Source organism: Candidatus Zixiibacteriota bacterium (genome assembly GCA_020853795.1).
Taxonomy (GTDB): Bacteria; Zixibacteria; MSB-5A5; order CAIYYT01; family CAIYYT01; genus JADJGC01.
Genome location: JADYYF010000004.1, coordinates 1 through 21687, shown reverse-complemented (window position 1 = coordinate 21687; position 21687 = coordinate 1). Strand labels below are relative to the sequence as shown.

21 protein-coding genes are annotated in these 21687 nt (G+C 57.5%); 11 read left to right on the top strand and 10 right to left on the bottom strand.

Annotated features, from left to right (window positions below; translation table 11 throughout):
• Positions 1–39 precede the first annotated feature (39 nt).
• From IT585_00370 to IT585_00350, 5 genes are all read left to right on the top strand, one after another.
• Positions 40–1035 carry a biotin--[acetyl-CoA-carboxylase] ligase gene (locus tag IT585_00370; GenBank protein MCC6961685.1) on the top strand — a complete coding sequence of 332 codons (996 nt, stop codon included), beginning with the start codon at positions 40–42 and terminating at the stop codon, positions 1033–1035.
• A gap of 2 nt (positions 1036–1037) precedes the next feature.
• Positions 1038–2468, top strand: coding sequence for a hypothetical protein (locus tag IT585_00365; GenBank protein MCC6961684.1), 1431 nt, complete (start codon positions 1038–1040; stop codon positions 2466–2468).
• Positions 2469–2731: 263 nt separating this feature from the next.
• A complete protein-coding gene (locus IT585_00360) occupies positions 2732–3844 on the top strand; it encodes a hypothetical protein (protein MCC6961683.1) in 1113 nt (370 codons plus the stop codon).
• A 187-nt stretch (positions 3845–4031) separates the two neighbouring features.
• Positions 4032–7166, top strand: a complete 3135-nt coding sequence (locus IT585_00355; protein MCC6961682.1) for a PD40 domain-containing protein — start codon at positions 4032–4034, stop codon at positions 7164–7166.
• A gap of 87 nt (positions 7167–7253) precedes the next feature.
• Positions 7254–7817 (top strand): GNAT family N-acetyltransferase, encoded by a 564-nt coding sequence (locus IT585_00350; protein ID MCC6961681.1) that lies wholly within the window; start codon positions 7254–7256, stop codon positions 7815–7817.
• A gap of 32 nt (positions 7818–7849) precedes the next feature.
• On the opposite strand, the gene IT585_00345 is transcribed toward IT585_00350, so the two are convergent.
• The 3 genes from IT585_00345 to IT585_00335 form a co-directional block, all read right to left on the bottom strand.
• Positions 7850–9265 carry a C1 family peptidase gene (locus IT585_00345; GenBank protein ID MCC6961680.1) on the bottom strand — a complete coding sequence of 472 codons (1416 nt, stop codon included), beginning with the start codon at positions 9263–9265 and terminating at the stop codon, positions 7850–7852.
• A gap of 177 nt (positions 9266–9442) precedes the next feature.
• A complete protein-coding gene (locus IT585_00340) occupies positions 9443–10609 on the bottom strand; it encodes an N-acetyltransferase (GenBank protein MCC6961679.1) in 1167 nt (388 codons plus the stop codon).
• A 22-nt stretch (positions 10610–10631) separates the two neighbouring features.
• On the bottom strand, positions 10632–11825 hold the full coding sequence (locus tag IT585_00335) for an aminotransferase class I/II-fold pyridoxal phosphate-dependent enzyme (protein MCC6961678.1): 1194 nt from the start codon (positions 11823–11825) through the stop codon (positions 10632–10634).
• 77 nt (positions 11826–11902) lie between these two features.
• Here IT585_00335 and IT585_00330 point away from each other — a divergent pair, with 77 nt between their 5' ends.
• From IT585_00330 to IT585_00310, 5 genes are all read left to right on the top strand, one after another.
• A complete protein-coding gene (locus tag IT585_00330; GenBank protein MCC6961677.1) occupies positions 11903–12931 on the top strand; it encodes an NAD-dependent epimerase/dehydratase family protein in 1029 nt (342 codons plus the stop codon).
• A gap of 13 nt (positions 12932–12944) precedes the next feature.
• On the top strand, positions 12945–13346 hold the full coding sequence (locus tag IT585_00325) for a hypothetical protein (GenBank protein MCC6961676.1): 402 nt from the start codon (positions 12945–12947) through the stop codon (positions 13344–13346).
• A 12-nt stretch (positions 13347–13358) separates the two neighbouring features.
• On the top strand, positions 13359–14534 hold the full coding sequence (locus IT585_00320; protein ID MCC6961675.1) for an aminotransferase class V-fold PLP-dependent enzyme: 1176 nt from the start codon (positions 13359–13361) through the stop codon (positions 14532–14534).
• A 12-nt stretch (positions 14535–14546) separates the two neighbouring features.
• Complete coding sequence (locus IT585_00315; protein MCC6961674.1) at positions 14547–15065, top strand: inorganic diphosphatase; 519 nt, start codon at positions 14547–14549, stop codon at positions 15063–15065.
• Between the two features lie 65 nt (positions 15066–15130).
• Positions 15131–15775: a hypothetical protein gene (locus tag IT585_00310; protein MCC6961673.1), complete on the top strand. Its 645-nt coding sequence runs from the start codon at positions 15131–15133 to the stop codon at positions 15773–15775.
• An 11-nt stretch (positions 15776–15786) separates the two neighbouring features.
• Here the strand turns inward: IT585_00310 and IT585_00305 are convergent, their stop codons facing one another.
• From IT585_00305 to lipA, 7 genes are all read right to left on the bottom strand, one after another.
• Entirely contained in the window at positions 15787–16668 is an 882-nt protein-coding gene (locus IT585_00305; protein MCC6961672.1) for a DMT family transporter, read from the bottom strand.
• A 76-nt stretch (positions 16669–16744) separates the two neighbouring features.
• Entirely contained in the window at positions 16745–17137 is a 393-nt protein-coding gene (locus IT585_00300) for a hypothetical protein (protein ID MCC6961671.1), read from the bottom strand.
• Positions 17138–17144: 7 nt separating this feature from the next.
• The gene (locus tag IT585_00295; GenBank protein MCC6961670.1) at positions 17145–17561 is read right to left on the bottom strand and encodes an SH3 domain-containing protein; all 417 of its coding nucleotides are present in this window, start codon (positions 17559–17561) and stop codon (positions 17145–17147) included.
• Positions 17562–17597: 36 nt separating this feature from the next.
• Positions 17598–18089 (bottom strand): hypothetical protein, encoded by a 492-nt coding sequence (locus IT585_00290; GenBank protein MCC6961669.1) that lies wholly within the window; start codon positions 18087–18089, stop codon positions 17598–17600.
• Positions 18090–18212: 123 nt separating this feature from the next.
• Entirely contained in the window at positions 18213–19325 is a 1113-nt protein-coding gene (gene ispG / locus IT585_00285) for a flavodoxin-dependent (E)-4-hydroxy-3-methylbut-2-enyl-diphosphate synthase (protein MCC6961668.1), read from the bottom strand.
• Positions 19306–20229 (bottom strand): 4-hydroxy-3-methylbut-2-enyl diphosphate reductase, encoded by a 924-nt coding sequence (ispH, locus tag IT585_00280; GenBank protein ID MCC6961667.1) that lies wholly within the window; start codon positions 20227–20229, stop codon positions 19306–19308. The genes ispG and ispH overlap by 20 nt, the downstream gene beginning before the upstream one ends.
• A 99-nt stretch (positions 20230–20328) precedes the next feature.
• Positions 20329–21201 carry a lipoyl synthase gene (gene lipA / locus IT585_00275; GenBank protein ID MCC6961666.1) on the bottom strand — a complete coding sequence of 291 codons (873 nt, stop codon included), beginning with the start codon at positions 21199–21201 and terminating at the stop codon, positions 20329–20331.
• Positions 21202–21358: 157 nt separating this feature from the next.
• On the opposite strand from lipA, the gene IT585_00270 reads away from it, so the two are divergent.
• Positions 21359–21687: hypothetical protein (locus tag IT585_00270; protein ID MCC6961665.1), on the top strand; the 329-nt coding region annotated here is incomplete at its 3' end.

Genomic DNA, 21687 nt, shown 5'->3' with positions numbered 1-21687 from the left:
CCAGGTGCAATCGCTCCGGAATTTAATTATACTGCTCTCGTGGCGTACGACATTACCCAATTGCAGATTGATGTTCTCAATGAGTTGCGCTCGCATCCCCGCTCATATCTCTCGATCCGACAACTCGCCGACAGCACGAACCAGCCGCCGCAACTGATCGCACGCGCCCTCAAAGAACTCGAGAACTGGGGCTACGGGTTGCTCAGTAATGCTGAAGGAGGAGTGAGGTACGGATCGTCACCGGACGTGCTCTTCCCGCACGAAATCGAGCATGGCCTTGAAGCTCGCTTGATTGCTCAAAACATCTTTAGCCTCGATCGGGTCGGTTCGACCAACACGCTGGCACACAAGTACGCCGAGCGAGGCCAGCCGGAGGGTACGCTGATCATTGCCGAACGGCAGACCGCCGGCAAAGGCCGTCTTGGCCGCACTTGGCACTCTCCCGCCGGCTGCGGACTGTATTTCTCGTTGATCCTGCGCCCGCCGATTTCGCCGGCGCAGGCGCCGGGAATTTCGTTGATCACCGCCCTCGCGATCGTCGAGGCCATTCGTGCAAGTTCAAAGTTGAAAGCGCAACTTAAGTGGCCAAACGACGTGCTCTGCGAGGGATGCAAAGTGGCCGGCGTGCTGACCGAACTGGCGGCGGAACTCGACCGCGTGCGCTATGTCGTCGTCGGTATCGGTATCAACGTCAATCACCAGGCAGAGGACTTCCCGCCGGCGCTGCGCGACAAGGCCGGCTCACTGCGCCAGCTCGTCGGGGCGCCAATCGACCGTATCAAGCTGCTGCAACTCGTTCTGAGCCGCTTCGAATTTAACTACCAGCGTTTCGTCAGGAGCGGTCTCAAAGACGCCGTCAAATCGATCCGCCGCTACTCCGCAGTGCTCGGTAAGCCGGTCAGCTTTCAGATCAACGGCGAACATCGCTCGGGACGCGCCGTTGACATCGACGGCAACGGTCTGCTGGTCGTCGAAGTCAACGGCAAGACGATGACCCTGGGCTCCGGCGAAATCTCCCTGGCGGAAAACTACTAACCATGCCTGCAGCGGTACGTCGCAATTGGCTCTTCGGATTCGCCGCGGTTGCATTGTTGATCCTTGTCATCGAGGTCATTCTCCGCTTCGCGGTCAACCTCTCGATCGACTACCTTTCTCGCCGCGAAGATGTCAATTACGAATTCCGGCTCTGGCAGATGCACCTGTTTAACAACTTCATGGGGATGCATGAGCCGGACGGGGAATTGTTCTGGAAACTCAAGCCAAACTATCGCAGCCGGTTCATTACCGTCAACGCCGACGGCATGGCCGGTCCGGAGATCGCACCCAAAGCCGCCGGCGAATTGCGCATCCTGTTCCTCGGCGATTCCACACCGCTCGGGCTGGGACTACCGAACACCGAGGACTCCTTCGTGCGGCAACTGGAGACAATCCTGCGCCGTCAGCTACCCGAGCGGCCGGTGACCGTAATCAATGCTGCCGTCGCCGGCTATTCGAGCTGGCAGTGCCTCCGACAACTCGAACTTCTGGGCGACCGCCTCCAGCCCGATCTGGTGATCGCCTACGTCGGCAACAATGATCCTTCGATCAACGGCTATCTCTCTGATCGCGAACTCTACGCGCAGACGCGCTACTCCGGCTGGCTGAATCGATTCCTCGGCAATTTCTACTCCTACCAACTGCTCAAAGGCATCGTCTTGCGCGTCAAGGCGCAACCGATGGAAGGCAAAGTCCTCAAGCCGCGCGTAACGCCGGAGGAGAACCGCGAGAATCTCGCGGCCATCTCTGAATGGTGCGCCCGCCACAAGTCCGGTCTCATGATCTGCGCACCCGCCACACCCGATCTCTGGCCGCCCGGTATCCAGTTCAAAGTGTTCGCCCACGGCCAGGACGCGGAAGGCCGCCTGGTTATGGCCGAGGAAATGCAGCAGCGACTGGCCGGCACCTGGGCACTCTGTCTCGACACGTTGCTCTTGCCCGGCCGCAGCGATCAGTGGACGCAGCAGGTTTATCGGCTTGGCGAGGTTGTGGTCGACGCGGCCGGAAAAAGACTTCCGGATGACTCCAGCGATCCCCGCGCCTGGAACAACCACGGGGTCGCCGCCTGGCGGAACGGATTGCCGGCTACTGCCGACTTTGAGCGGGCCATCGTCCTCGACTCGCTGAATCCGATTCCGCACTACAATCTCGGTGTCGCGCTCTACCGTTCCGATCCAACGCGGGCACGGGAGCAGTTGCGCTGCGCCAAAGAGCTTGACGACTTCTCGCTGCGAATCAAACCGCTTTACGTTCAGAACTACCGCGATTTCTGTCGCGATCACACGCTGCCTTTGGCCGACATCGACTCGCTGTTGCGCGATCTGCCGGAAAATGAATACTTCGTCGACCACTGCCACCCGACGCTGCGCGGCCATGAGTTGATTGCTGCATACCTGGCTGAACTGGTCTCGGCCTGGTGTAAACGACTATGAGCTTGTCCGCATTGGCCCCTTACCATCTAACGGACAAACTTTTGTCCGCGAAGAGGATGAATAAATCGACCCGGCTCTCCACATCATCCGCGCACCCGGCGGCGCGGAGAAAATATCTGTTGACAGTACCAGGCGATTTGATTAAAGTGCCGCTTCAGATTTTTGCGGTCAGACGAGGAAAACGACGTCGCGTCCGCGTGTCCGCCGTCAGCGGACGGTAGCTGTGGATAATGGGATTGTTTTTGACAAATCAAGGAGAAGCTATGAAAAGAATCTGCGTGGGACTGCTTGCGTTAGCCATCTTTCTTGGCATCGGTAGTGCTCAGGTTCTGGCGGGGGAGACGACGTTTGGCGGGGAGGTTCATGCCCATTGGCTCCTTCATCTGAATGATCACGGACAGGGTAAGAATTTTAACTACTTCAACGTCCACCGTGGCTGGCTGATCGTCGATCATCAGTTCAGCGAGAAGTATCAAGCCAATTTTGTTCTCGAAGCCACTGCGCGCGGCGGCCAGGAATTCTCCACCAATTACGATGCGCACATCCGGAGCGCTTATGTCCAGGCCAACGCCGTGTTCAAGTACTTCGATCTGCGCTTTGGTATGCACGACGTGATCTGGATCGACCAGGTTGAGAAGCTGTGGGGACTGCGCTATGTTGACGAAGTGTCCCTGCACAAGCTTGGCTATCTGCCGCGTGCCGACCTCGGCTTCTCGATCATCGGCACCTGCCCCGGGTCCTGGGGCGTGTTGGCGCTACAGGTGATGAACGGCGCCGGTTACACCGAGTCGGAAGAGAACAAGTATAAAGACTTCGCCATGTTTGCCAAACTGATCCCGTTCCCGAAGAGCCCCGATTGGAGCGAAGTCGCGTTCATGGGTCAGTACTACTCCGGCAAGCCCAATGTGGCTGATGGCTCCGGCGGCCGCAGCTTCTCCGACAACACCCTCAAGACTCGTATGCAGGTTGCCGGCGTGTTCAAGTATCGCAAGTGGGTCACCGCCTTCGGTGAGTACTTCGTTGCCAAAGACGACGCCAACTGGAATAACGGGACTGAGGACGAATTCGTCGATGAAGCCCAGGGCTACACGCTCTTCGGCCGTATGTACGTCGCCACTTCCGAAAAGTGGCTGTCGCGCGTCTCCGTATTCGGCAAGTATGAGTGGGTTGACAAGAACAAGAATGCCCAAGGCCTGCTGGCCGATCAAGGCGATCTACGCTATCTGACCGCCGGCGTTGCTTACGAACCTACTGAGAACTTCGAACTGGCGCTGGCCATCCGCCGCGATACGGTCAACGAGATCGAGAACGACATTCGCATCGCCGAAATCGAATCGAACTCATTCTTGATCACCGTCAAAGCGTTCATGAAATAGACGCCCCACACGGCTGAGAAAATCATAACCCGATCCGAAACCGGATCGGGTTTTTTTTGTTTGCCCGTGCCGAGGTTGTATGCAGTGCTGCATCGTCGACGGTTCCACTTGTGCGAATGTGTCTCGAGCATTATTCTCAATTCGAAGTCATTGCCGGTAAATGTCTCACTGTGGGAATCGTGATTACATGAGAGTCTCTGCTGGAATCTGCTTAGCTTCGTTGATCGCTGTCTTGACCGCAATCACGACGGCACACGCCGAATCGCTCTATTGCCGTTATCCGGCGCTTTCGCCCGACGGTCAGACGGTGGCCTTCACATATCAGGGCGACATCTGGACGGCCCCGGTCGCCGGTGGTGACGCCCGCCGCATTACCGTCCATGAAGCAGAGGATATTCGTCCTTTCTTTTCGCCCGACGGCCGCTGGTTGCTCTTCTCGTCGCAGCGTTTCGACAATTATGATGTATTCGTAGTCCCGGTAACCGGCGGCCAGCCGCGGCAGTTGACATTTCATACCGGTGACGATATCGCTACCGGATGGTTTGCGAATGGTGACAGTATCCTGTTTTTCTCCGATCGCGACGGCAAGGGCGATGTCTTCAAGCTCGGCAGCGGCGGCGGTGAACCGGTCATACTCACCGGCGGATACACGGAGCGCGAATATGATGGCCACATTTCTCCCGACGGACATTATCTTGTTTTCACTTCCGGTTCCGGCTGGGCCCGCTGGTGGCGCCGCGATCTCAAGACTACCGGCAACTCCGACATCTATGTGCAGGATCGCACCAATGCTCAGTTCTCAACCTTTCGCCTGACTACCCATCCGACGCACGAGATTTGGCCGGTGCTCGATGCCGCCCGCGCGGTGATCTACTACGTCGCCAACTACGATGACTCTTGGGCGCAGATCTATCGTCTGCCGCTGATCGGCGGCGATCCGGAGCGCCTCACCGATTTCACCGATGATGGCGTGCAGTGGCTCAATTCTACTCCCGATGGCTCGCTGCTCGTCTTCGAGCAAGACTTCCGACTGTGGGCCCTGGATCCGCTGACGCGAGAGACCAGACAAATCCCGATCACTATCGCTGCTGACGAGAATGTCAACTTGGTGGAGAAGAAGACTTTTGAGGGTGAGGTCGAGTGGTTGGCGCTCGCACCGGACGGTAAGAAGCTCGCCTTCATCGTCCACGGCGAAGTTTTCGTCATGCCAAGCGATGATCCTGATCAGGCCCGCCCGATCTCGCGGACGTCAGCGCGCGAACAACACGTTGCCTGGGGTCAAGACTCGCGTACGCTCTACTATTGCTCCGATCGCGACGGCGAGTATGGAATATATGCCGCTGATGCCGTCACCGGAGTCGAGAAACGGCTTACGAATTCGGGCGAGGCTGAATTGAAGCCCCTGTCGTCGCCGGACGGCAAATACCTAGCCTTTTATCGCGGTCTCGACAAGATCATACGCCTGGATCTGGCCACTAACCACGAAGCCGTCTGGGTTAAGGGCGCGTTCTATGATTTCGGTCTCGAACCGACCTTGGAGTACGCCTGGTCGCCCGACTCGCGCTGGCTGACCTATTCGATGAACGGCCCCACCTATGAGTCCGATATTTGGGCGGTCGATCTCGACGGCAGGCAGGTCAATCTCTCGCGCTCTGCCGGGGTCAACGTCCGACCGCTCTTTTCCGCCGACGGCAAATCGGTCTACTACACGGCGAGCCTCGATCAGGGAGAGCAGACCTACCGCATCGACCTGTCACCGCTGCCCGTCGAATTTGCCGAAACGGCCTTCGACAGCCTTTTCTTCGCCAAGCCCGCGAAGGACACGGCGAAGTCAGTTAAAGACTCGGTCAAGATTACTCGTATCGATCCTGACCGCATCGAGTCGCGGCGGCGCAAGGCGTTTAGTCTCTCCGGAGCCAGCACCTGGCCCGTGCTCGACTCGGATGGTAAGAAGTTCTATTTCGTTGCCTCGCTTCTCGGCAAGCCGGAAATCTGGTCGGTCAACGCCACGGACGATCCCGAACTCAAGCAACTGACCACTTCCGGCAAGAACAAGTCGCAGTTGACGATCTCCGCCGACGGCAAGAAGCTGTACTTCCTCGAAGACGGCAAGATCAAGTCGCTGACCGCTGGCGACGGCAAGTCCGAATCGCTGCCGGTAAAAGCTACTCTCGAGCTCGACAAGCTCGCCACTTACCGCCAGAAGTTTCTCGAAGGGTGGCGACTCCTGAAAAACTATTTCTACGATCAGACTTTGCGCGGCATCGACTGGACCGCGGTGCGCCGCAAATATGAATTACCCCTTGCATCTGTGCGCACCGATGAGGAATTCCGCAACCTGATGCTGGAAATGATGGGCGAGCTGCGCGGATCACACCTGGACCTAATCCTCAAGGAGCCCAAGCCGGCCGAGAACATCCGCTCCGGCGAACTCGGCGTTGAATTCGATCCCGGCATACTTGACCGCGAGGGGCGGTTGCGCATAAAGTATTTCTACCCGCGTTCGCCTGCTGCCAACGCGGGACTGAGAGCAGGTCAATACCTGCTTGCCTGCGACGATTGGGCGCTCACGCGAGCCAGCAGTATCGAGCGCTGTCTGAACGGCACCGTCGGCAAACGTGTCAAGCTCTCGATCGCCGAAGCGCCGGCAGCGCAGCCGCGCATCGTCGAAGTCAAGCCGGTCTCTTCCTCCGAACTGGATAACCTGCGTTACGCAGATTGGGTTGAAACGCGCCGCCGTCTGGTCGACTCGCTGTCGAACAACCGCATCGCGTATCTGCACATTCGTGCTATGAACCAGCCTGCGCTCGATTTGTTCAAAGAGCAACTCGTGTCGATTGCCGAATCAAAGGAAGCACTCTTGATCGACGTGCGCGACAACGGCGGCGGCTGGATTTCCGTCCATCTGCTCGGTATGCTCGATCGCACGCCATTTATCCTGCGTCGCTTCCGCGACTTTGCGACCACGTCAGAGAACAAGCTGCGCTTCAAAGCCGTCGAACGGCCAATGGCGCTCCTGATCGACAACTACAGCGGCTCCAACTCCGAGATTTTCGCCGAAGGTTTTCGTCGCTTGAAGCTCGGACCGATCATCGGTACCCCGACGGCCTCCGGTGTAATCGGGACCTCTCAGTACAATCTGATTGACGGCACGCAGATTCGCCGTCCGTCGATGGGCGCTTACACCGTTGAGATGGAGGACACGGACCGCTCTCCGCGGCAGCCCGACGTCTTCGTCGAAAACCTCCCCGACGATCTCATCGCCGGCCGCGACCCGCAATTGGTACGAGCCGTTCAAGAATTGATGAAGTCGCTAAAGTGATTGCGCGGGGGAACTGCGTGCGGCAATCTTCACATCGTCATCCCGGCGAAAGCCGGAATCCAGAATGACTCTGACGAGGACGTGGCAATGACGAAACTCAAGTTTAGCCCCGCTTCGAAATCGAGTTGGCCACAACTGCTCGAACTCTTCGGTGAGCGCGGTGCCTGCGCCGGCTGCTGGTGCATGTGGTGGCGTGTCAAACGCTCCGAGTGGCGCACCGGCAAGGGAGCGGGAAATCGCAGGGCGTTGAAGAAAATCGTCGATTCCGGTGTTGCGCCCGGAATTCTTGCGTTTGATGGCAAGCGTGCCATCGGCTGGTGTTCAGTCGGACCACGAACCGAATTCCCCGGCCTAGAACGATCGCGAACACTTAAGCCGATCGATGATCAGCCCGTCTGGTCGATCGTCTGCCTCTTTGTCGATAAGGACTATCGCCGGCGGGGCGTGGCCACCGCGCTGCTGGATGCAGCCGCCAAGTTCGCCAAAAAGCACGGCGCGAGCATCGTCGAGGGCTACCCGGTGATTCCGCGCAAGGGTGAAATGCCCGACGTGTTCGCTTTCACCGGACTCTTGAGCGCCTTCGAGCAGGCCGACTATACCGTTGTGAAGAGGCCCTCCGCCAGCCGCGCGATTGTGCGGCGCATTCTGTGAATTTGCCGGACAGAATCCTCCGGCGCTGACGATTACTTCAATTTCCGAATCGGCGCCCACATCGGATCCCACGAGGGCAGCTTGGTCGGCGTCGTCTTCAGCAATGCCGCGACATCCTTGGTCAGCAGCTTCTTGTCGACGATAATGCTGTAGACGTATTCGTCGAACCAGTCGTCGTCCATTGCCCACCAGCCCTTGTCGCCCCCCTTGTCACCCCAGCTGTTTTCGACCTTCCATTTGCTCGCCGTACCGTTACTGGTATCGACGCCGGTCAGCACCATCGAGTGATTGGGATAGCTGTCCCGTGTCAACACCCGCTCACGCTTGCTCAAGCGCACATCAAACCCGTAGAGCGACTGGAAATCGAAAATCGCGCGCGCCAGCACGCCCTTGGCGTTGTAGTTGTCCTGGCCGATATCGCAGGAGAAGTAGACCGGCTGATCGCCCAAGATCGTCGCCAACGCGTAGCGCTTGAGGCTGTCGATCGGCAGATTGATGAAGCGCAGGTCAGTGCGATCGGCGAAATTACGCGAGCGATCGAGCTCGTAGTACTTGAAGTACTCGACACCAGGATGATCGAAAATCGCCACCATGTCTTCCAGTTTGGTGTCGATGACCTCCTCGTAGAACGACTGCGGCGTGAATTCCTGCGGCGGCACCTGCACCGAGTCCTTGCTCTCGTAGCGCCAGACGAACTTCTGTGGCGGCACACCGAAGTTGAGGGCGAGGATCGTGTAGACCTCCTGCAGCATCGTCTCCTTTGCGGCAGTGATTTCCGCTTGCGGCCTGGCGGTGACGATCATTTCCCGCAGTTGCATCGAAGCACCGCGCAGTTTGCGGTTGAGAATCGTGTTCAGGTTGCCGGTATGTGCGGTCGCGTACGTCTCCGGCATCGCCTGATCCGGCACCACGCCGTATTTCGTGACCAAATCGACGACGTACGACCACCAGCCGCCGTCGCCGCAAGGATCTTCCATCAGCATGACGACTTCACGGTCGTCGATTGGCCGGCCGGCCAGTTCGATCATCATTTCGAGGAAGGTGTTCGACTTTTCCAGCTTGTCCCAGAAGAACAGATAATTCGTCGAGAGCTTGAAGGTGCCCAGCTTGTATTTTTTCATAATCTGCGGCCGCAGCAGATTCGAGCCGGCGAACATCCAACAGCGCCCGGAGGCCTCCTGATTGGTCATCTCGCCGGTTTCGATGGTCTTGCTAAAAAACGCGTTGTGCTGGATCAGCTTGTCGCGGTCGATAGCGAGCGCGTTGATGTCGTTCGCGGAAAGGGCATTATAAACCGCCGGATTCCTGCGATTCTGATCGTAGTCGGCCTGTAGCTTCTTGATCAAGTCGGTCGACAGACCCGTCGCTTGCGCGAAGATCATTGACGGCAGTAACAAAGCGGCAACGGCTATCGCTGCCAGAGTTCTCAAGCTCGATGATGCGGACATGCGGCGCTCCTTGGTGCAGTTGAAGTTCCTATCACAACTAAGATAATCGTGCCTCGCGTCAGTTGTCAATGCCGTTGGGGCGGGGCTTGCTCCCGCCCGGAGTAGACGAGATACGTATCAGCATTGCGACCGCGAGGGTCGCCCTTGCATCTTACTGGATGTTGGAGTTGGAGAAGATCAGTCCCGCGAGTTCAGATTGGTCATCAGCGGAGTCTGGTAGATGCGGTAGGTCTTATACGGCTTGCCGCCGAGTAATTCCGCGGCGGCAACCATCATGCGGTTGTCTTCAAGAATCCACGACATCTCGCCGGCGAAATAGCCGTTCTTGATGCCGTTGTAGAAAAGGTCGTAGTAGAAGACATTGTCGAGTCCCCGCTTCTGGAACTTCTTGACGATGCCCAGAGTCAGGATACGCGCCTGATTGATCTTGCCCTTCTTGCGAATCTTTAAATCCCACAGCAGCCGGAAGATTCCAAATGGCAGGAGCCGCCCGTTGAGTTTCTTGAACACCTGATTGACGTCCGGCAGTGCCAGTGCAAAGCCCGCCATCTCGCCGTCGATCTCGGCGAACAGCACCATCTCGGGGTTGAGGATCATCTTCATATCCTTGGCGATATGGACGAACTCATCCTCTGACAGCGGCACAAAACCCCAGTTGTTTTCCCAGGCTTCGTTGTAAATCTTGATGACGCGCTGCACCTCATTGTCGAAGTCGCTCATCTTGAGCGTGCGGAATTTGGCGCCGGAACGTTGGCGCAACCGCTCAACAACTTTCTGAATCCGTTCGCTCGGCACGTCGTCCTGCGTAATTAGAAACGCAAACAGGTCTTTCGCCTTCTTGAGTCCGAAGCGTTCGAAAAACTCGGCGTAGTAAGGCGGATTGTAGGGCATCATGACCATTGGCGGTTTATCGAAGGCGTCGATCAGCAGTCCGACTTCGTGGTTGGTGGAAAAGTTGCAGGGTCCGCGCATGACTTCCATCCCAGCCTTCTTGAGGTAGATCATCGCGACTTTGAGCAGACGATGGGCAACATCGTAATCCTGGATGCACTCGAAGAAGCCGAAGAAGCCGACTTTTTCTTGATGAAATTCGTTGTGTGAGCGATTGATGCAGGTGGCAATGCGGCCGACGGCCTCGCCATCGCGATAAGCCAGTAACAGCCTGACGTCAGCAAACCGGTAAAAGGGGTTCTTGCGTTTGTTGAAGAAGTCCTTGCGATCAATAATCAGCGGCGGCACCCAGTTGGGATTGTCCGCATAGACCTTCCATGGGAACTTGATGAAAGTTTTGAGTTGGGAGGAGGAGGTCACCTCCCTGACTTCGAGATCTTCGCTCTTGCCCAAGCGTGAACCCTGTCCAGGCGTGTTACACCATGGCCGATATCATGCCCGTCTTTTTGCCGATTCTCTCGAAAGTGTCCAGCACGCGGTCGATCTGCGCGTCGGTATGATTGGCGGTATAGCTGGTGCGAATCAACGATTGCCCCGGCGCAACTGCGGGCGGGATAATGGCATTGGCGAATATCCCCGCCTCCGTCAGCATCTTCCAGAAGGTGAAACACTCAATCATCTCGCCAATATGCACTGGCACGATCGGCGTCTGGGTCGTGCCGATGTTAAAGCCGAGTTCGGTCAAGCCCTTGTGCACCCTGCGCGTGATCTGCCAGAGACGGTCCTTGCGATCCGGCTCTTCCTTCATCACCTGCAGTGCCGCCATTACGACCGCCGCCGATGACGGCGGGATCGAGGCGGAGAAGATCATCGTGCGCGAGAAATGCTTGACGAATTCCATCACCGGCGCGTCACCGACGACGAAGCCACCGATCGAGGCGAACGACTTGGAGAACGTGCCCATCGTGATATCCACGTCATCGCCCAAGCCGAAATGCTCGGCGGTGCCGGCGCCGGTCGGACCAAGAACGCCGATAGAATGGGCGTCGTCGATCAGCAGACGGGCGTTGTATTGTTTGGCCAGCTCGACCATGCGCGGCAGATGCACAATGTCGCCTTCCATGGAAAAAACACCATCGGAGACGATTGCCTTGGGCGCATCCAGCGGCAGACTTTCGAGCACGCGCTGAAGATCATCCATGTCATTGTGATCGTATTTGAGAATCTTGCCGAACGACAGCCGCGCGCCGTCAACGATGCAGGCGTGGTTGGAGCGATCCATGAGCAGATAGTCACCCTTGCCAACTAGGCACGAGATGGTGCCGAGGTTGGTTTGGAAGCCGGTCGAATAGACCAGACAGGAGGGCTTGCCCATGAATTCGGCGAGGGCATTTTCCAACTGGACGTGAAGGTCGAGGGTGCCATTCAGAAAGCGCGAGCCGGTGCAGCCGGAGCCGTACTTTTTGGTTGCGGCAATCGCGGCCTCGATCACCTTCGGATGCGTGGTCAGGCCGAGGTAGTTGTTCGACCCGATCATCAGCATCTTCTGCCCGCCAATCACCACTTCGGTATCCGAAGCGGTCGAGATCGGACGGAAGTAAGGGTAGACCCCCATTTCCTTCACCTCGACTGAGCGGGTGAATTTATGGCACTTTTCAAAGATATCCATACTATATGGTTTGCTTTCAACCCTCTGCCTGATAGATTGGCGCCATGCCGGGTAACACAGGCTGCGAATTGTAAAGAATGGCCATATTAAAGTCAAGCCAATTTAGCCCGTCGTTCGCGACGCCGCCGCGCATCCTGGTCACCGGCGCTACCGGATTTGTCGGCAGCCATTTGGCCGAACGGCTTGCCGAACTAGGCTGCGAGCTGTATCTGCTTCTGCGGCAAACTTCCAAACTCGATCACATCGCTCACCTGCGTTTTACGCCTGTGATTTCCGATCTGCGCAATCCGGCGGTGCTGGCGGAAGCCGTCGGCAAGGTGGATTACATATTTCACTCGGCCGGGCTGGTGAAAGCCCAATCGCTGGACGAGTTTATGCTCATCAACGCCGGCGGGACGCAGAGTCTGCTTGAGTTGGCGTTGAAGCACAACCCGAATCTCAAGCGTTTCGTCTTGGTCTCATCGCAAGCGGCCGGCGGGCCGAGCACTGGCAATGCTCTCAGACGCGAAGACGACCCCGCCGCGCCAGTATCGGACTACGGCCGCAGCAAACGCGCGGCAGAAGAGGCCGTGTTGGCGGTGAAGAACCAACTGCCGGTAACGATCGTGCGGCCGCCGGCGGTGTTCGGTCCGCGCGATACCGAAGTCTTGACCTTCTTCAAATTCGTGCGCTGCGGGCTGATGCTCAAGTTCGGCGGCAAAGAGAGCTTCGTCAGCATCGTCTACGTGGCTGACTTAGTGGACGGAATCTTGCGCGCAGGCATGCTGCCGGAGGGAGTCGGCGAGATCTTCCATATCAACACACAAGATGAACTCTCGCAGTGGCAGGCACAGCGACTGATGGCGCAGGTTATGAAAACCGACATCCAGCCGCTGCGCATTCCGCTCTGGTTACTGCGCAAGCTCGCGCCGCGGATGGAGAAGCTGGACCGCAAACTCGGTAACTCGCCGCTGCTAAGCGCCGACAAGGTGAGGGAACTGAGCTGCCCGAAATGGACAACGTCATCGGAGAGAGCGCGACAGCGCCTGGGATTTGTGCCGCTGCAATCGCTGGAAGAATCGCTGGGCGAGACGTATGATTGGTATCGGGAGCACAAGTGGGTGTAGACGCCGGTAGATCATGAACCTGGAAAGACTGACAATCGCTATCGTGAGTGCGGGTGCGCTGCTGTTTGTGCTGGAATTCGTTCGGCGCATGATCCTCCGCGCACTGCTCAAGCGCTACCAGATGAATGACGTAGCCGAAGTGCAGTTCCTGTCTTCATTCCTGATCAACTTCGTCTTTTGCGTGATGTTGCCGGCGGTGGTGTATTCGGCTCTCTATCCAATCCTGCCGTTTACGAGCTACCGTTCCGGTTTCTTCATCGGGCTGTTCGTCTTCGGTGTTGGGCAGTTACCGATCGCAGTGCGTTCCTACAATATGTACCGTCTCTCGACTGCGCTAACCTCTTTCGAGATACTCTGGAGCCTCCTGACAATCCTTGTAACGATGGGCACGATTACGTATCTTTACGCCTATTAGGAGGTGCGGGTAATGATTGACCCCGGGGTCCGCAACGATTTCTACGGTCTGGATCAGAAGGTCTTCTTCAACAATGCCGCTCACGCGCCGCTACTGAAGTGCGTGAAGGAAAGCATCGATGAGCACTTCAGCGGCCTGATGTCGCTGAATATCGGTGATCACGAGGCCAAGGAACACCTCGATACGATCCGCGTAAACGCAGCACGGTTGATCAACGCCGATCCGTCGGAGATCGAGTTCGCGATGAACACATCGTGGGGCATCAATCTGGCAGCACTCGGGCTCAACTGGCAGGCAGGAGACGAGATTCTGATTCCGGACAACGAATTTCCGTCGCTACCGTATCCCTTCCAGGCACTGCAGCAGCGCGGCGCTGTAATCAAGTACATTCCGACGCCGGACGGGTTTCCACCATTCGCTGAGATCACTCGTCTGGCGAGCCCGCGCACCAAACTGCTGGCAATCAGCTTCGTGCAATACTACAACGGTTTTCGCAATGATTTGAAAGCGCTCGGCGAGTTCTGCCGTGAGCGCGGCATATTCTTTTTGGTCGACGCGATCCAGGGACTTGGTGCGTGTCCACTCGATGTCAAAGATTGCCGGATCGACCTGCTGGCGACGGGCGCGCAGAAGTGGCTGCTGTCACCGTTGGGCGCAGGGTTCTTCTACGTCTCGAAGCACGCCAAACGCCCGCTGCGGTCGCAGACCACGGGGTGGATGGGAGTGGACTGGAAACTGAAATACACCGACTTGCGGCACTTCGATCGCGAGCCCTTCGAAGATGCACGCCGGTTCAATCTCGGTACCTATCCGTACCTGCAGGTCTGGGGGATGAGCGCGGCGCTGAAATATATTCTCAGTCTTGGGGTCGCCAATATCTTCGCGCACAACCTGGCGCTGGTCGACCGGCTGCTCGAGTTTGTTCGCAACGATGACTACTACCGCATCAACAGCCCGCTCACACCGCAACACCGCTCGCAGATTGTCAGCATCAGTTCGCCGCAGGGACAGCAATTGCAGAAATATCTATTAGAAGAGGGATTCCTGCTGGTGTACCGCGAGGGTGGTGTCCGGGTGGCGGTGAACTTCTACAATACCATTGACGAGATTGATCGATTAATCGCCGCTCTGCAGCGATTCAAGTCGCGGTCGGGCGCCGTCGGAACCAAAGCCGGCGCCGAGAGGTAGCGGGGAGCAGCCATGATTATCGAAGTGATGATTGAGATTCCCAAGGGGAGCCGCAACAAATACGAGTACGACAAGGAACGCAAGGTGATCCGCTTCGACCGCATGCTGTTTTCGGCGGTGCATTACCCATCCGACTACGGCTTCGTGCCGGAGACGCTGGCCGAAGATCAGGATCCGCTTGACGCGCTGGTGCTGGTATGGGAACCGACCTTTCCCGGCTGTGTCATCGCTGCGCGTCCCGTCGGTTGTTTCAAGATGTTCGACGAGAAGGGTATCGATGAGAAAATTCTCTGTGTACCGATCGCCGATCCGCTCTGGAATCATATCGAATCCCTCAAAGATGTCCCGCCGCACTTGCTCAAGGAGATCGAGCATTTCTTTTCGGTATACAAGGACCTCGAAGAAAAGAAGGTCGGTGTCGAAGGCTGGGAAGACCGCGACACGGCGCTCCGGGTGATCCGCGAAGCCCAGGAGCGTTACCGGCAGAAGCGGCAAGCAGGCTCCGGTCTCGGCGGCATGTTCTACGAATAGGTAACTTCGACCGACCCATCAAGGTTTCCGCGCAATCGACGACAATAGCAAAGGAGGCAATCGCAATGGACTTGCACTCATTCTTCGTGGGATTGGCACTCGGCGCAGCCGTCGCGACGGCGATCATTTTGGCCTTTCGCAATCGGCCGGTGAACCTGGCCAAGCCGGCCCGAGTGCCGCTCGGGCGTTATCTGGCGGGCATGCCCGGGCTCGGTGGGCCGATCGACTTCGTCGAATGCCTCGTAGACGAGGTCGCCTATATCCTTATCAGCAAGCACGACCAGGAGCTGGGGCGGATTCCGCGTGCGGCGGTGCTGAACGTCTTCTGCGAAGAAAAACCGAAGCTCTTGGAGCGTCTGTCAGCAACCAAGCATGTGAGTTTCGAGGCGCTCGGCATCAATACTGCGCGGCCGCGGCCAGTGCGCGGTTACTGCCTGGTCATCGACTGGGACGATGCCGGCACGCGCCAGAACGCCATCTTCGAATTCATCAGCGTAACGCCGCGCGCCGATGCCCACCGCGTCGAGACTGTGCTTAAGCGCTTTCGCAAAGCGCATCTCCCGGCGCTGCGGGCCGACGAAAAGAACTGTCCGTCCTGCGCCGAAGTGATCAAGAAGAACGCGCTGGTGTGCCGCTATTGCGGTCAACGGACGCGCATCGACATCACCGAAGCATCGCACCTGCCGCTGCAGCAGTTCCTGCACAACTGAGCCGGCATCCTTTATTTCTTCCCCTGCAGATTTACGACCGCGACGCCGCCAAGTATCAGCACCGCGCCGAAATAGTCGGTCGGGGTCAGGATCTCATTGAGGAAGATGTAGCCTGCGACCATGGCGACGGCCGGTGTAATCAGCGCGATCAACGACATCGTCATCAGCTTGATTCGCTGCAAGAGCCAGTAGTAGACGCTGAAGGCTATGACCGATCCGAAGATCGCCAGGAACAGCAGGGCACCGACCGAATCGGCGGTGAAATGGAATAGTGCAAAATCCTCGACGATGAAGGCCGTCGCTGTCAACAGGATCGCGCCCAATGCCATCTGGATGGTGACCATCGGCAGTACCGGTTCGTCTTTGAGGTAAGCACGAATCGAAACGGTGCCGACGGCGGCGGCCAACGGCGACAGCAGCAGCAGCACCATTCCCACCAGAGCGTTTTCGCTGTAACTCACCGGTTCGGCGAAGATCAAGACGACGCCGGCGAAACCGATGCCGACGCCGAGCAGTGACCGCCAGCTTACGCGTTCGTCCTTGATCATAAACACCATCAAGAGCATCACAAAGAATGGCATGACAGCGAAGAGGATCGAAGCAAGCGCCGAGGTGATGTAGACGCTGCCAACGTAGGTCAAGGTGTAAGAGCCAAAGTAGGTGAAGAGCCCAGGCCAGGCGACACGGAGCTTATTGCGCCAGCCGCGCGGATATTCACTGCGCCGGATGGCGTTGATAACCATGAGAATGGTCACAGCGATAATGAAGCGCAACGCCGCGCTCCAGAAGGGCGGAGCATCACGCAAGCCGACCTTAATCGCCATCCAGGTCGTGCCCCAGATCAGGCAAAGCAGAACGTAGAGCGCAGGGTGCAACAGTGACAAGCGATTCATCTCGGACGACTCGTGGCGCGCATAGTGCGCTTTTCCACGATCGTTGTCAATCGCTTGTTGCCGTTCGCGCGGTCGATTACCGTTGTGACATCAGCGCCGCGCCCATCAGACCGATAACATTGCCTTCGGGATCGACAACTTCGGCGAGAGTCTCGCCCCACGGCTGTAAGGTGGGCGGTGATTTGATGGCCGCGCCGAGGGACAGAAATCTCTCGTATGTTAGACGGACATCAACAACGCGAAACCAAGCGGTGACGGCCGCTTCGATATTGCGAGGCTGCACGGGGACACGCTCAAAGCCGAGGAAGGTTTCGCTGACCATCAGACCGACATGATCGGCACCAACCGGGCGCGGAGCCTCGGTCTCCAGGCCGGCGGCGTAGAACCCAGCCAATTGCTCCGGCTTGGTCGTGGATATCAGGATCGCACCGACGGCGACATGCTGGTTGGGCGTGAAGTGTAACACCATTGATCGTTTAATCGTTCACTCTAATATAATGTAAACAACGCAACGGCACCCAACCAAATTCGCCTAGCTGGTTGCGACACCAGACCCAGCCGCCGACAGTATCCAAGGCCTCCAATTGCTCACCAACCTCTACCCGCAATTCGCGGCTATCGTAATCATGACCCAAAGCAGCCGTTGCGCCGTCACGGCATAGGAATGACTTCGGCACCCACGCTGATTGCCCGGAACCGTCCGTGCACCACAAGAATTCGGTCCATTCGTCATCGCGCCGGCCCACCGACACGGCGTGTCCGGAGCGCCAGAAGACCGGCGGATATTCGGGCGGAGTGTGTGCGGCGATGACGCGATAGAGTGTCATGTGGCGGAAATGAAGCTTCCGAGCACAGCGAGGCGCAAGCAGATTGTTGCGCACCAGCAGTAACATCCGCCAACTGCGGTCAGCTGATGAGAGGGCGGTTACTTACTCGTGCTCGTCTTCACTTTCGCGCCGAGCAAGCTTGGCCTGATCGCGCTCATAGACAGCACGGGGATCGTAATCGCGCCGGCGCAGAAGGCCGCGGATCAACAGGTACACTCCGCCAACGAACCAAATTGCTGTGAGCACGAAGGCTACAAAGAAGATCCCCAGAGTGACCGGGCTGCCGGCAACTCTATCGCCGAGTTTGGGCAGTATCGAGGCAGCGAGGATCATGATCACCATCGAGCCGAGCCCCAACCCGGCGAATGTGACGGAACTGCGCAACAATTCCAGGCGAGTCATGTAGCGGGTATCGGTACGCGGTCCAGTGGGCGAATAGAGTCTTCGCACCGGCGGACTGAAAGCGGCGATTATCGCAAGTACGTAGAAGAATCCCAACGCCGCCAGGAGCAAGACAAAGTGGTTCTCGCCGGTAGCGAGATAGGCAAGGCAAAGGGTCGCGATAACGGCGGCAGTCAGATAGAACGATTTCATTGCGGACTCAGAATCGACATCAACATCTACAAAGGTTATACCGTCGACAGACCTATAATAGATGTCGGAAGCGCGACAGGCGGGGCTTAGTGTGGATTCGTGGTGCGCGAAGAGAATTTGTCGCTATTCGGTCGGAATCATGACCGGCGAGGCAGCATTGGCCTTCATATCTTCGTCGCGGAAGGCCTGAAGTTCTTTAAGAAGTTCAACCTCCAGTTGCTCCGGCGGAAACTTGCCGATCACCTCGCCTTTGCGAACCAGCGCCAGATAATCCGCCGATCCGACGACGCCGAGATCGGCATCGCCGACCTCACCCGGACCATTGACATTGCAGCCCATCACAGCAACCTTGATCGGCTTCTTGATCCCTTCAAGCACCTTCTCAACGCGACCGATCAGGCCGAACAAGTCGGTCTGGAGACGACCGCAAGTAGGACAGCTGACGAGGTCGGGCGCATTTGAGAACAAGCCGAGTGATTGGAGAATCTTCTTGCCGACTTTGATTTCCTCGACGGGATCGGCCGACAGCGAAACGCGAATCGTATCGCCGATGCCTTCATGCAAGAGCAATCCGAAAGCGACCGAAGACTTAATCGTGCCGCCCATCAGCGGACCGGCTTCGGTAACGCCGAGGTGCAACGGGTAGTCGACCAGTTGTGCGATTTTGCGGTAGCCCTCGACCATGCCGGGAACTTCGGAGGATTTCATCGAAATACAAATATCCTGAAAATCCATCTCCTCAAGCAAGCGCACCTTGCGCAGAGCCGACTCGACGAGCGCGTCGGGATTGTAGCGACCCATCGATTTGACCAAGTCCCATTCGAGCGAACCGGTATTGACACCGATGCGGATCGGCAGGCCGCGTTCTTTGCAGGCCGCAACAACGGTTTCCATCTTGGTATCATCGCCGATGTTGCCCGGGTTGGTGCGGATCTTGTCGACGCCCTGCTCCGCCGCGATCAGCGCCAGGCGGTAGTGGAAATGGATATCGGCAACCAGCGGGATACTAATCTGCCGCTTGATCTCGCCGAGTGACTGGGCGTCCTCCTTATTAAGCACGGCGACGCGGACAATATCACAGCCAACGGCTTCAAGCTGTTTGATCTGCGCGACGGTGGCGTCGACACTGCGGGTTTGTGTCGTCGTCATCGACTGCACTGAGACCGGCGCGTCGCCACCAATCAACACGCCACCGACCTTGATCTGGCGGGACTTTCTACGCGGTTTGTTGAACATCTTTGTATTGGGCAAAAGATTTGTACTCCAGCAGCTTGGGATCGGAATGTTCGACATCAATACCAACACCGGCATGAATCGCCTTGAGCATCCCCTCAACCGCAAACGCCGGCGTGGAGGCACCCGCCGTGACTCCGACTTTCTCGACCCCTTCAAACCAGCCCCAATCGATCTGGGTCGGATGATCAACCAAGTAGGCGCGGCCGCAAATTTCCTCGGCGATGTCGCGCAGGCGCTGCGAATTGCCGGAGCTCTGCGAGCCGATCACGATCACAACATCGACCGTCGGCGCCAGTTCGTGAATTGCGTGTTGGCGCTTGTCGGTGGCATCGCAAATCGTGTTGACGATTCTAATCTCCGGATAGATTTCCTTCATCTTAGCACAGACCTTGTCAAAGGCCCGGACACCGCGGGTGGTCTGCGTAATCAACGCCACCTTACCCTCAAAGCGGGGCAATCGGTCGATGTCCTCGTATTCCGCCAAGAGGTGGATCCGGTCTTCATCGATACCCATCACGCCGTGCACTTCGTCATGCCCCGGTTCGCCATAGAGAATGACCTGATATCCGTCGGCGAGCAGTTCGCGCGTGAAGTTGTGGACGTTCTCAACCAGGGGACAGGTCGTGTCGACGATGCTGAGCCCCTTATCCTTGGCTTGCTCTTTAAGCTTGGGGCTGAGGCCGTGCGCTGATATCACCAGCGTGCCGGAGTCGATCTTGTCGAGGGTATTCTCCTGGCCGACTCCGCGGGCGCGGAAGAAGTCGACCACTTGACGATTATGTACAATCTCCTTGAGAATCGTCACGTCGCCGGAGTTCTTGTTTTTGGCTTCCGCGGCCAGATTGATGGCGCGTTCGACGCCCCAGCAGAAACCAAGTTCCTTCGCGAAAAAGACTCTAATCACTGCGATTCTCCGACGGGCAATTCAGGGCAATGCGGGCTGTATTAGTCAATTTATGAACCTGTTCATTATATTGCTTCTTGGTCCTCACCGGGCTGCAAATTAGACTTCGATCAGGTTGGCGCTCTGGTGCGACGCCTTGTAGGAGCTGCGCACCAGCGGCCCCGATTCCACGTGTTTGTACCCCATCGTCAGCCCCCATTCGCGGAATTTCGCGAAATCCTCCGGCGGATAGTACTTCAAGACCGGCAAATGCAGCTCCGACGGCGATAAGTATTGGCCGATGGTCAGGATGTCAACGCCGGCATTAGCGATGTCCTGCATCGTCTGTTTGATTTCATCCTCGTGCTCGCCGACTCCGACGAAAATGCCGGATTTGACCAGCTTGACCTTGCCGGAGCCCTTGGCATAACGCAGGATCGACAGACTGCGGCGGTAACCCATTTTCGGCCGCACTTTGTTATACAGCCGCGGCACGGTCTCGATGTTATGATTGAAGACTTCCGGTGCTGCTTCGAGGATCAGATCGACCGATTCCTTGGAACCCTGAAAGTCCGGGACCAGCAGCTCGATCTGAATCTTTGGATCGTACTCGCGCAATTTGCGCACGGTGGCGGCAAAGATCGAGGCGCCGCCATCGGCAAGATCATCACGGGTAACCGACGTAATGACAACGTGTTTCAGGCCAAGCTTGGCGACAGCGGACGCCAGCCGCTGCGGCTCGCCCAGATCGTGCATTTTCGGTTTGCCCTTGAGAATGTCGCAGAAACCACAGCCGCGAGTGCAGACATGGCCAAGGATAAGAAACGTGGCCGTCCCCGACTCGAAGCATTCACTCATATTGGGGCAGGACGCCTCTTGGCAGACCGAATGGAGCCCATGTTCGTGAAGCAGACTGCGGACGCGGCGGTAGCCTGCGCCGAAGTTAGCGTTCATCATCAGCCATTTGGGCTTGGCCAGCCGCTCGGTGCTCATCTCAGCTTTATACGCTACTAAAGCCCTCGATGTTAATCAAGAAGATTCTTGATTTCGGGAACTGTAAGTTCGCGCTAAACCGCCGATAATCAAACTGTTACGGAATTCAAGCGCAGCCGGAGCGGCACCAGCCCGACCGGCTATACAGGGGAAGGATATGACGACCGCCACACAATTCACGCAAAAGAATCGCCGCAAGTTTCTGCGCATCCCATCCTCGTGCAACCTCTCGACGCAGAAAATCCTTTTCTCCGCCAAAGCCGACGCCGAAACCTCGGGGCAGGCACAGAATATCGGCGCGGGCGGAGTATTGTTCCAGGCCCGGCGCGACTATCATCGCGACGAATTGGTCAAGATGACGATTGCTCTGCCGCGCTGGAAGAAGCACCATCCGCAGTTTCTGCGCGTCGACGAAGACGACGTGACGGCGCCGATCACAGCGATCTGTCAAATCGTGCGCAGCCAGGCTTTGACCGACGGGAACTT

Bases quoted from the DNA above. Each gene is read 5' to 3' on its own strand.
- IT585_00365 (MCC6961684.1), top strand. From the start codon at position 1,038: ATGCCTGCAGCGGTACGTCGCAATTGGCTCTTCGGATTCGCCGCGGTT.
- IT585_00360 (MCC6961683.1), top strand. From the start codon at position 2,732: ATGAAAAGAATCTGCGTGGGACTGCTTGCGTTAGCCATCTTTCTTGGC.
- IT585_00355 (MCC6961682.1), top strand. From the start codon at position 4,032: ATGAGAGTCTCTGCTGGAATCTGCTTAGCTTCGTTGATCGCTGTCTTG.
- IT585_00350 (MCC6961681.1), top strand. From the start codon at position 7,254: ATGACGAAACTCAAGTTTAGCCCCGCTTCGAAATCGAGTTGGCCACAA.
- IT585_00345 (MCC6961680.1), bottom strand. From the start codon at position 9,265: ATGTCCGCATCATCGAGCTTGAGAACTCTGGCAGCGATAGCCGTTGCC.
- IT585_00335 (MCC6961678.1), bottom strand. From the start codon at position 11,825: ATGGATATCTTTGAAAAGTGCCATAAATTCACCCGCTCAGTCGAGGTG.
- IT585_00330 (MCC6961677.1), top strand. From the start codon at position 11,903: ATGGCCATATTAAAGTCAAGCCAATTTAGCCCGTCGTTCGCGACGCCG.
- IT585_00325 (MCC6961676.1), top strand. From the start codon at position 12,945: ATGAACCTGGAAAGACTGACAATCGCTATCGTGAGTGCGGGTGCGCTG.
- IT585_00320 (MCC6961675.1), top strand. From the start codon at position 13,359: ATGATTGACCCCGGGGTCCGCAACGATTTCTACGGTCTGGATCAGAAG.
- IT585_00315 (MCC6961674.1), top strand. From the start codon at position 14,547: ATGATTATCGAAGTGATGATTGAGATTCCCAAGGGGAGCCGCAACAAA.
- IT585_00310 (MCC6961673.1), top strand. From the start codon at position 15,131: ATGGACTTGCACTCATTCTTCGTGGGATTGGCACTCGGCGCAGCCGTC.
- IT585_00305 (MCC6961672.1), bottom strand. From the start codon at position 16,668: ATGAATCGCTTGTCACTGTTGCACCCTGCGCTCTACGTTCTGCTTTGC.
- IT585_00300 (MCC6961671.1), bottom strand. From the start codon at position 17,137: ATGGTGTTACACTTCACGCCCAACCAGCATGTCGCCGTCGGTGCGATC.
- IT585_00295 (MCC6961670.1), bottom strand. From the start codon at position 17,561: ATGTTACTGCTGGTGCGCAACAATCTGCTTGCGCCTCGCTGTGCTCGG.
- IT585_00290 (MCC6961669.1), bottom strand. From the start codon at position 18,089: ATGAAATCGTTCTATCTGACTGCCGCCGTTATCGCGACCCTTTGCCTT.
- ispG (MCC6961668.1), bottom strand. From the start codon at position 19,325: ATGTTCAACAAACCGCGTAGAAAGTCCCGCCAGATCAAGGTCGGTGGC.
- lipA (MCC6961666.1), bottom strand. From the start codon at position 21,201: ATGAGCACCGAGCGGCTGGCCAAGCCCAAATGGCTGATGATGAACGCT.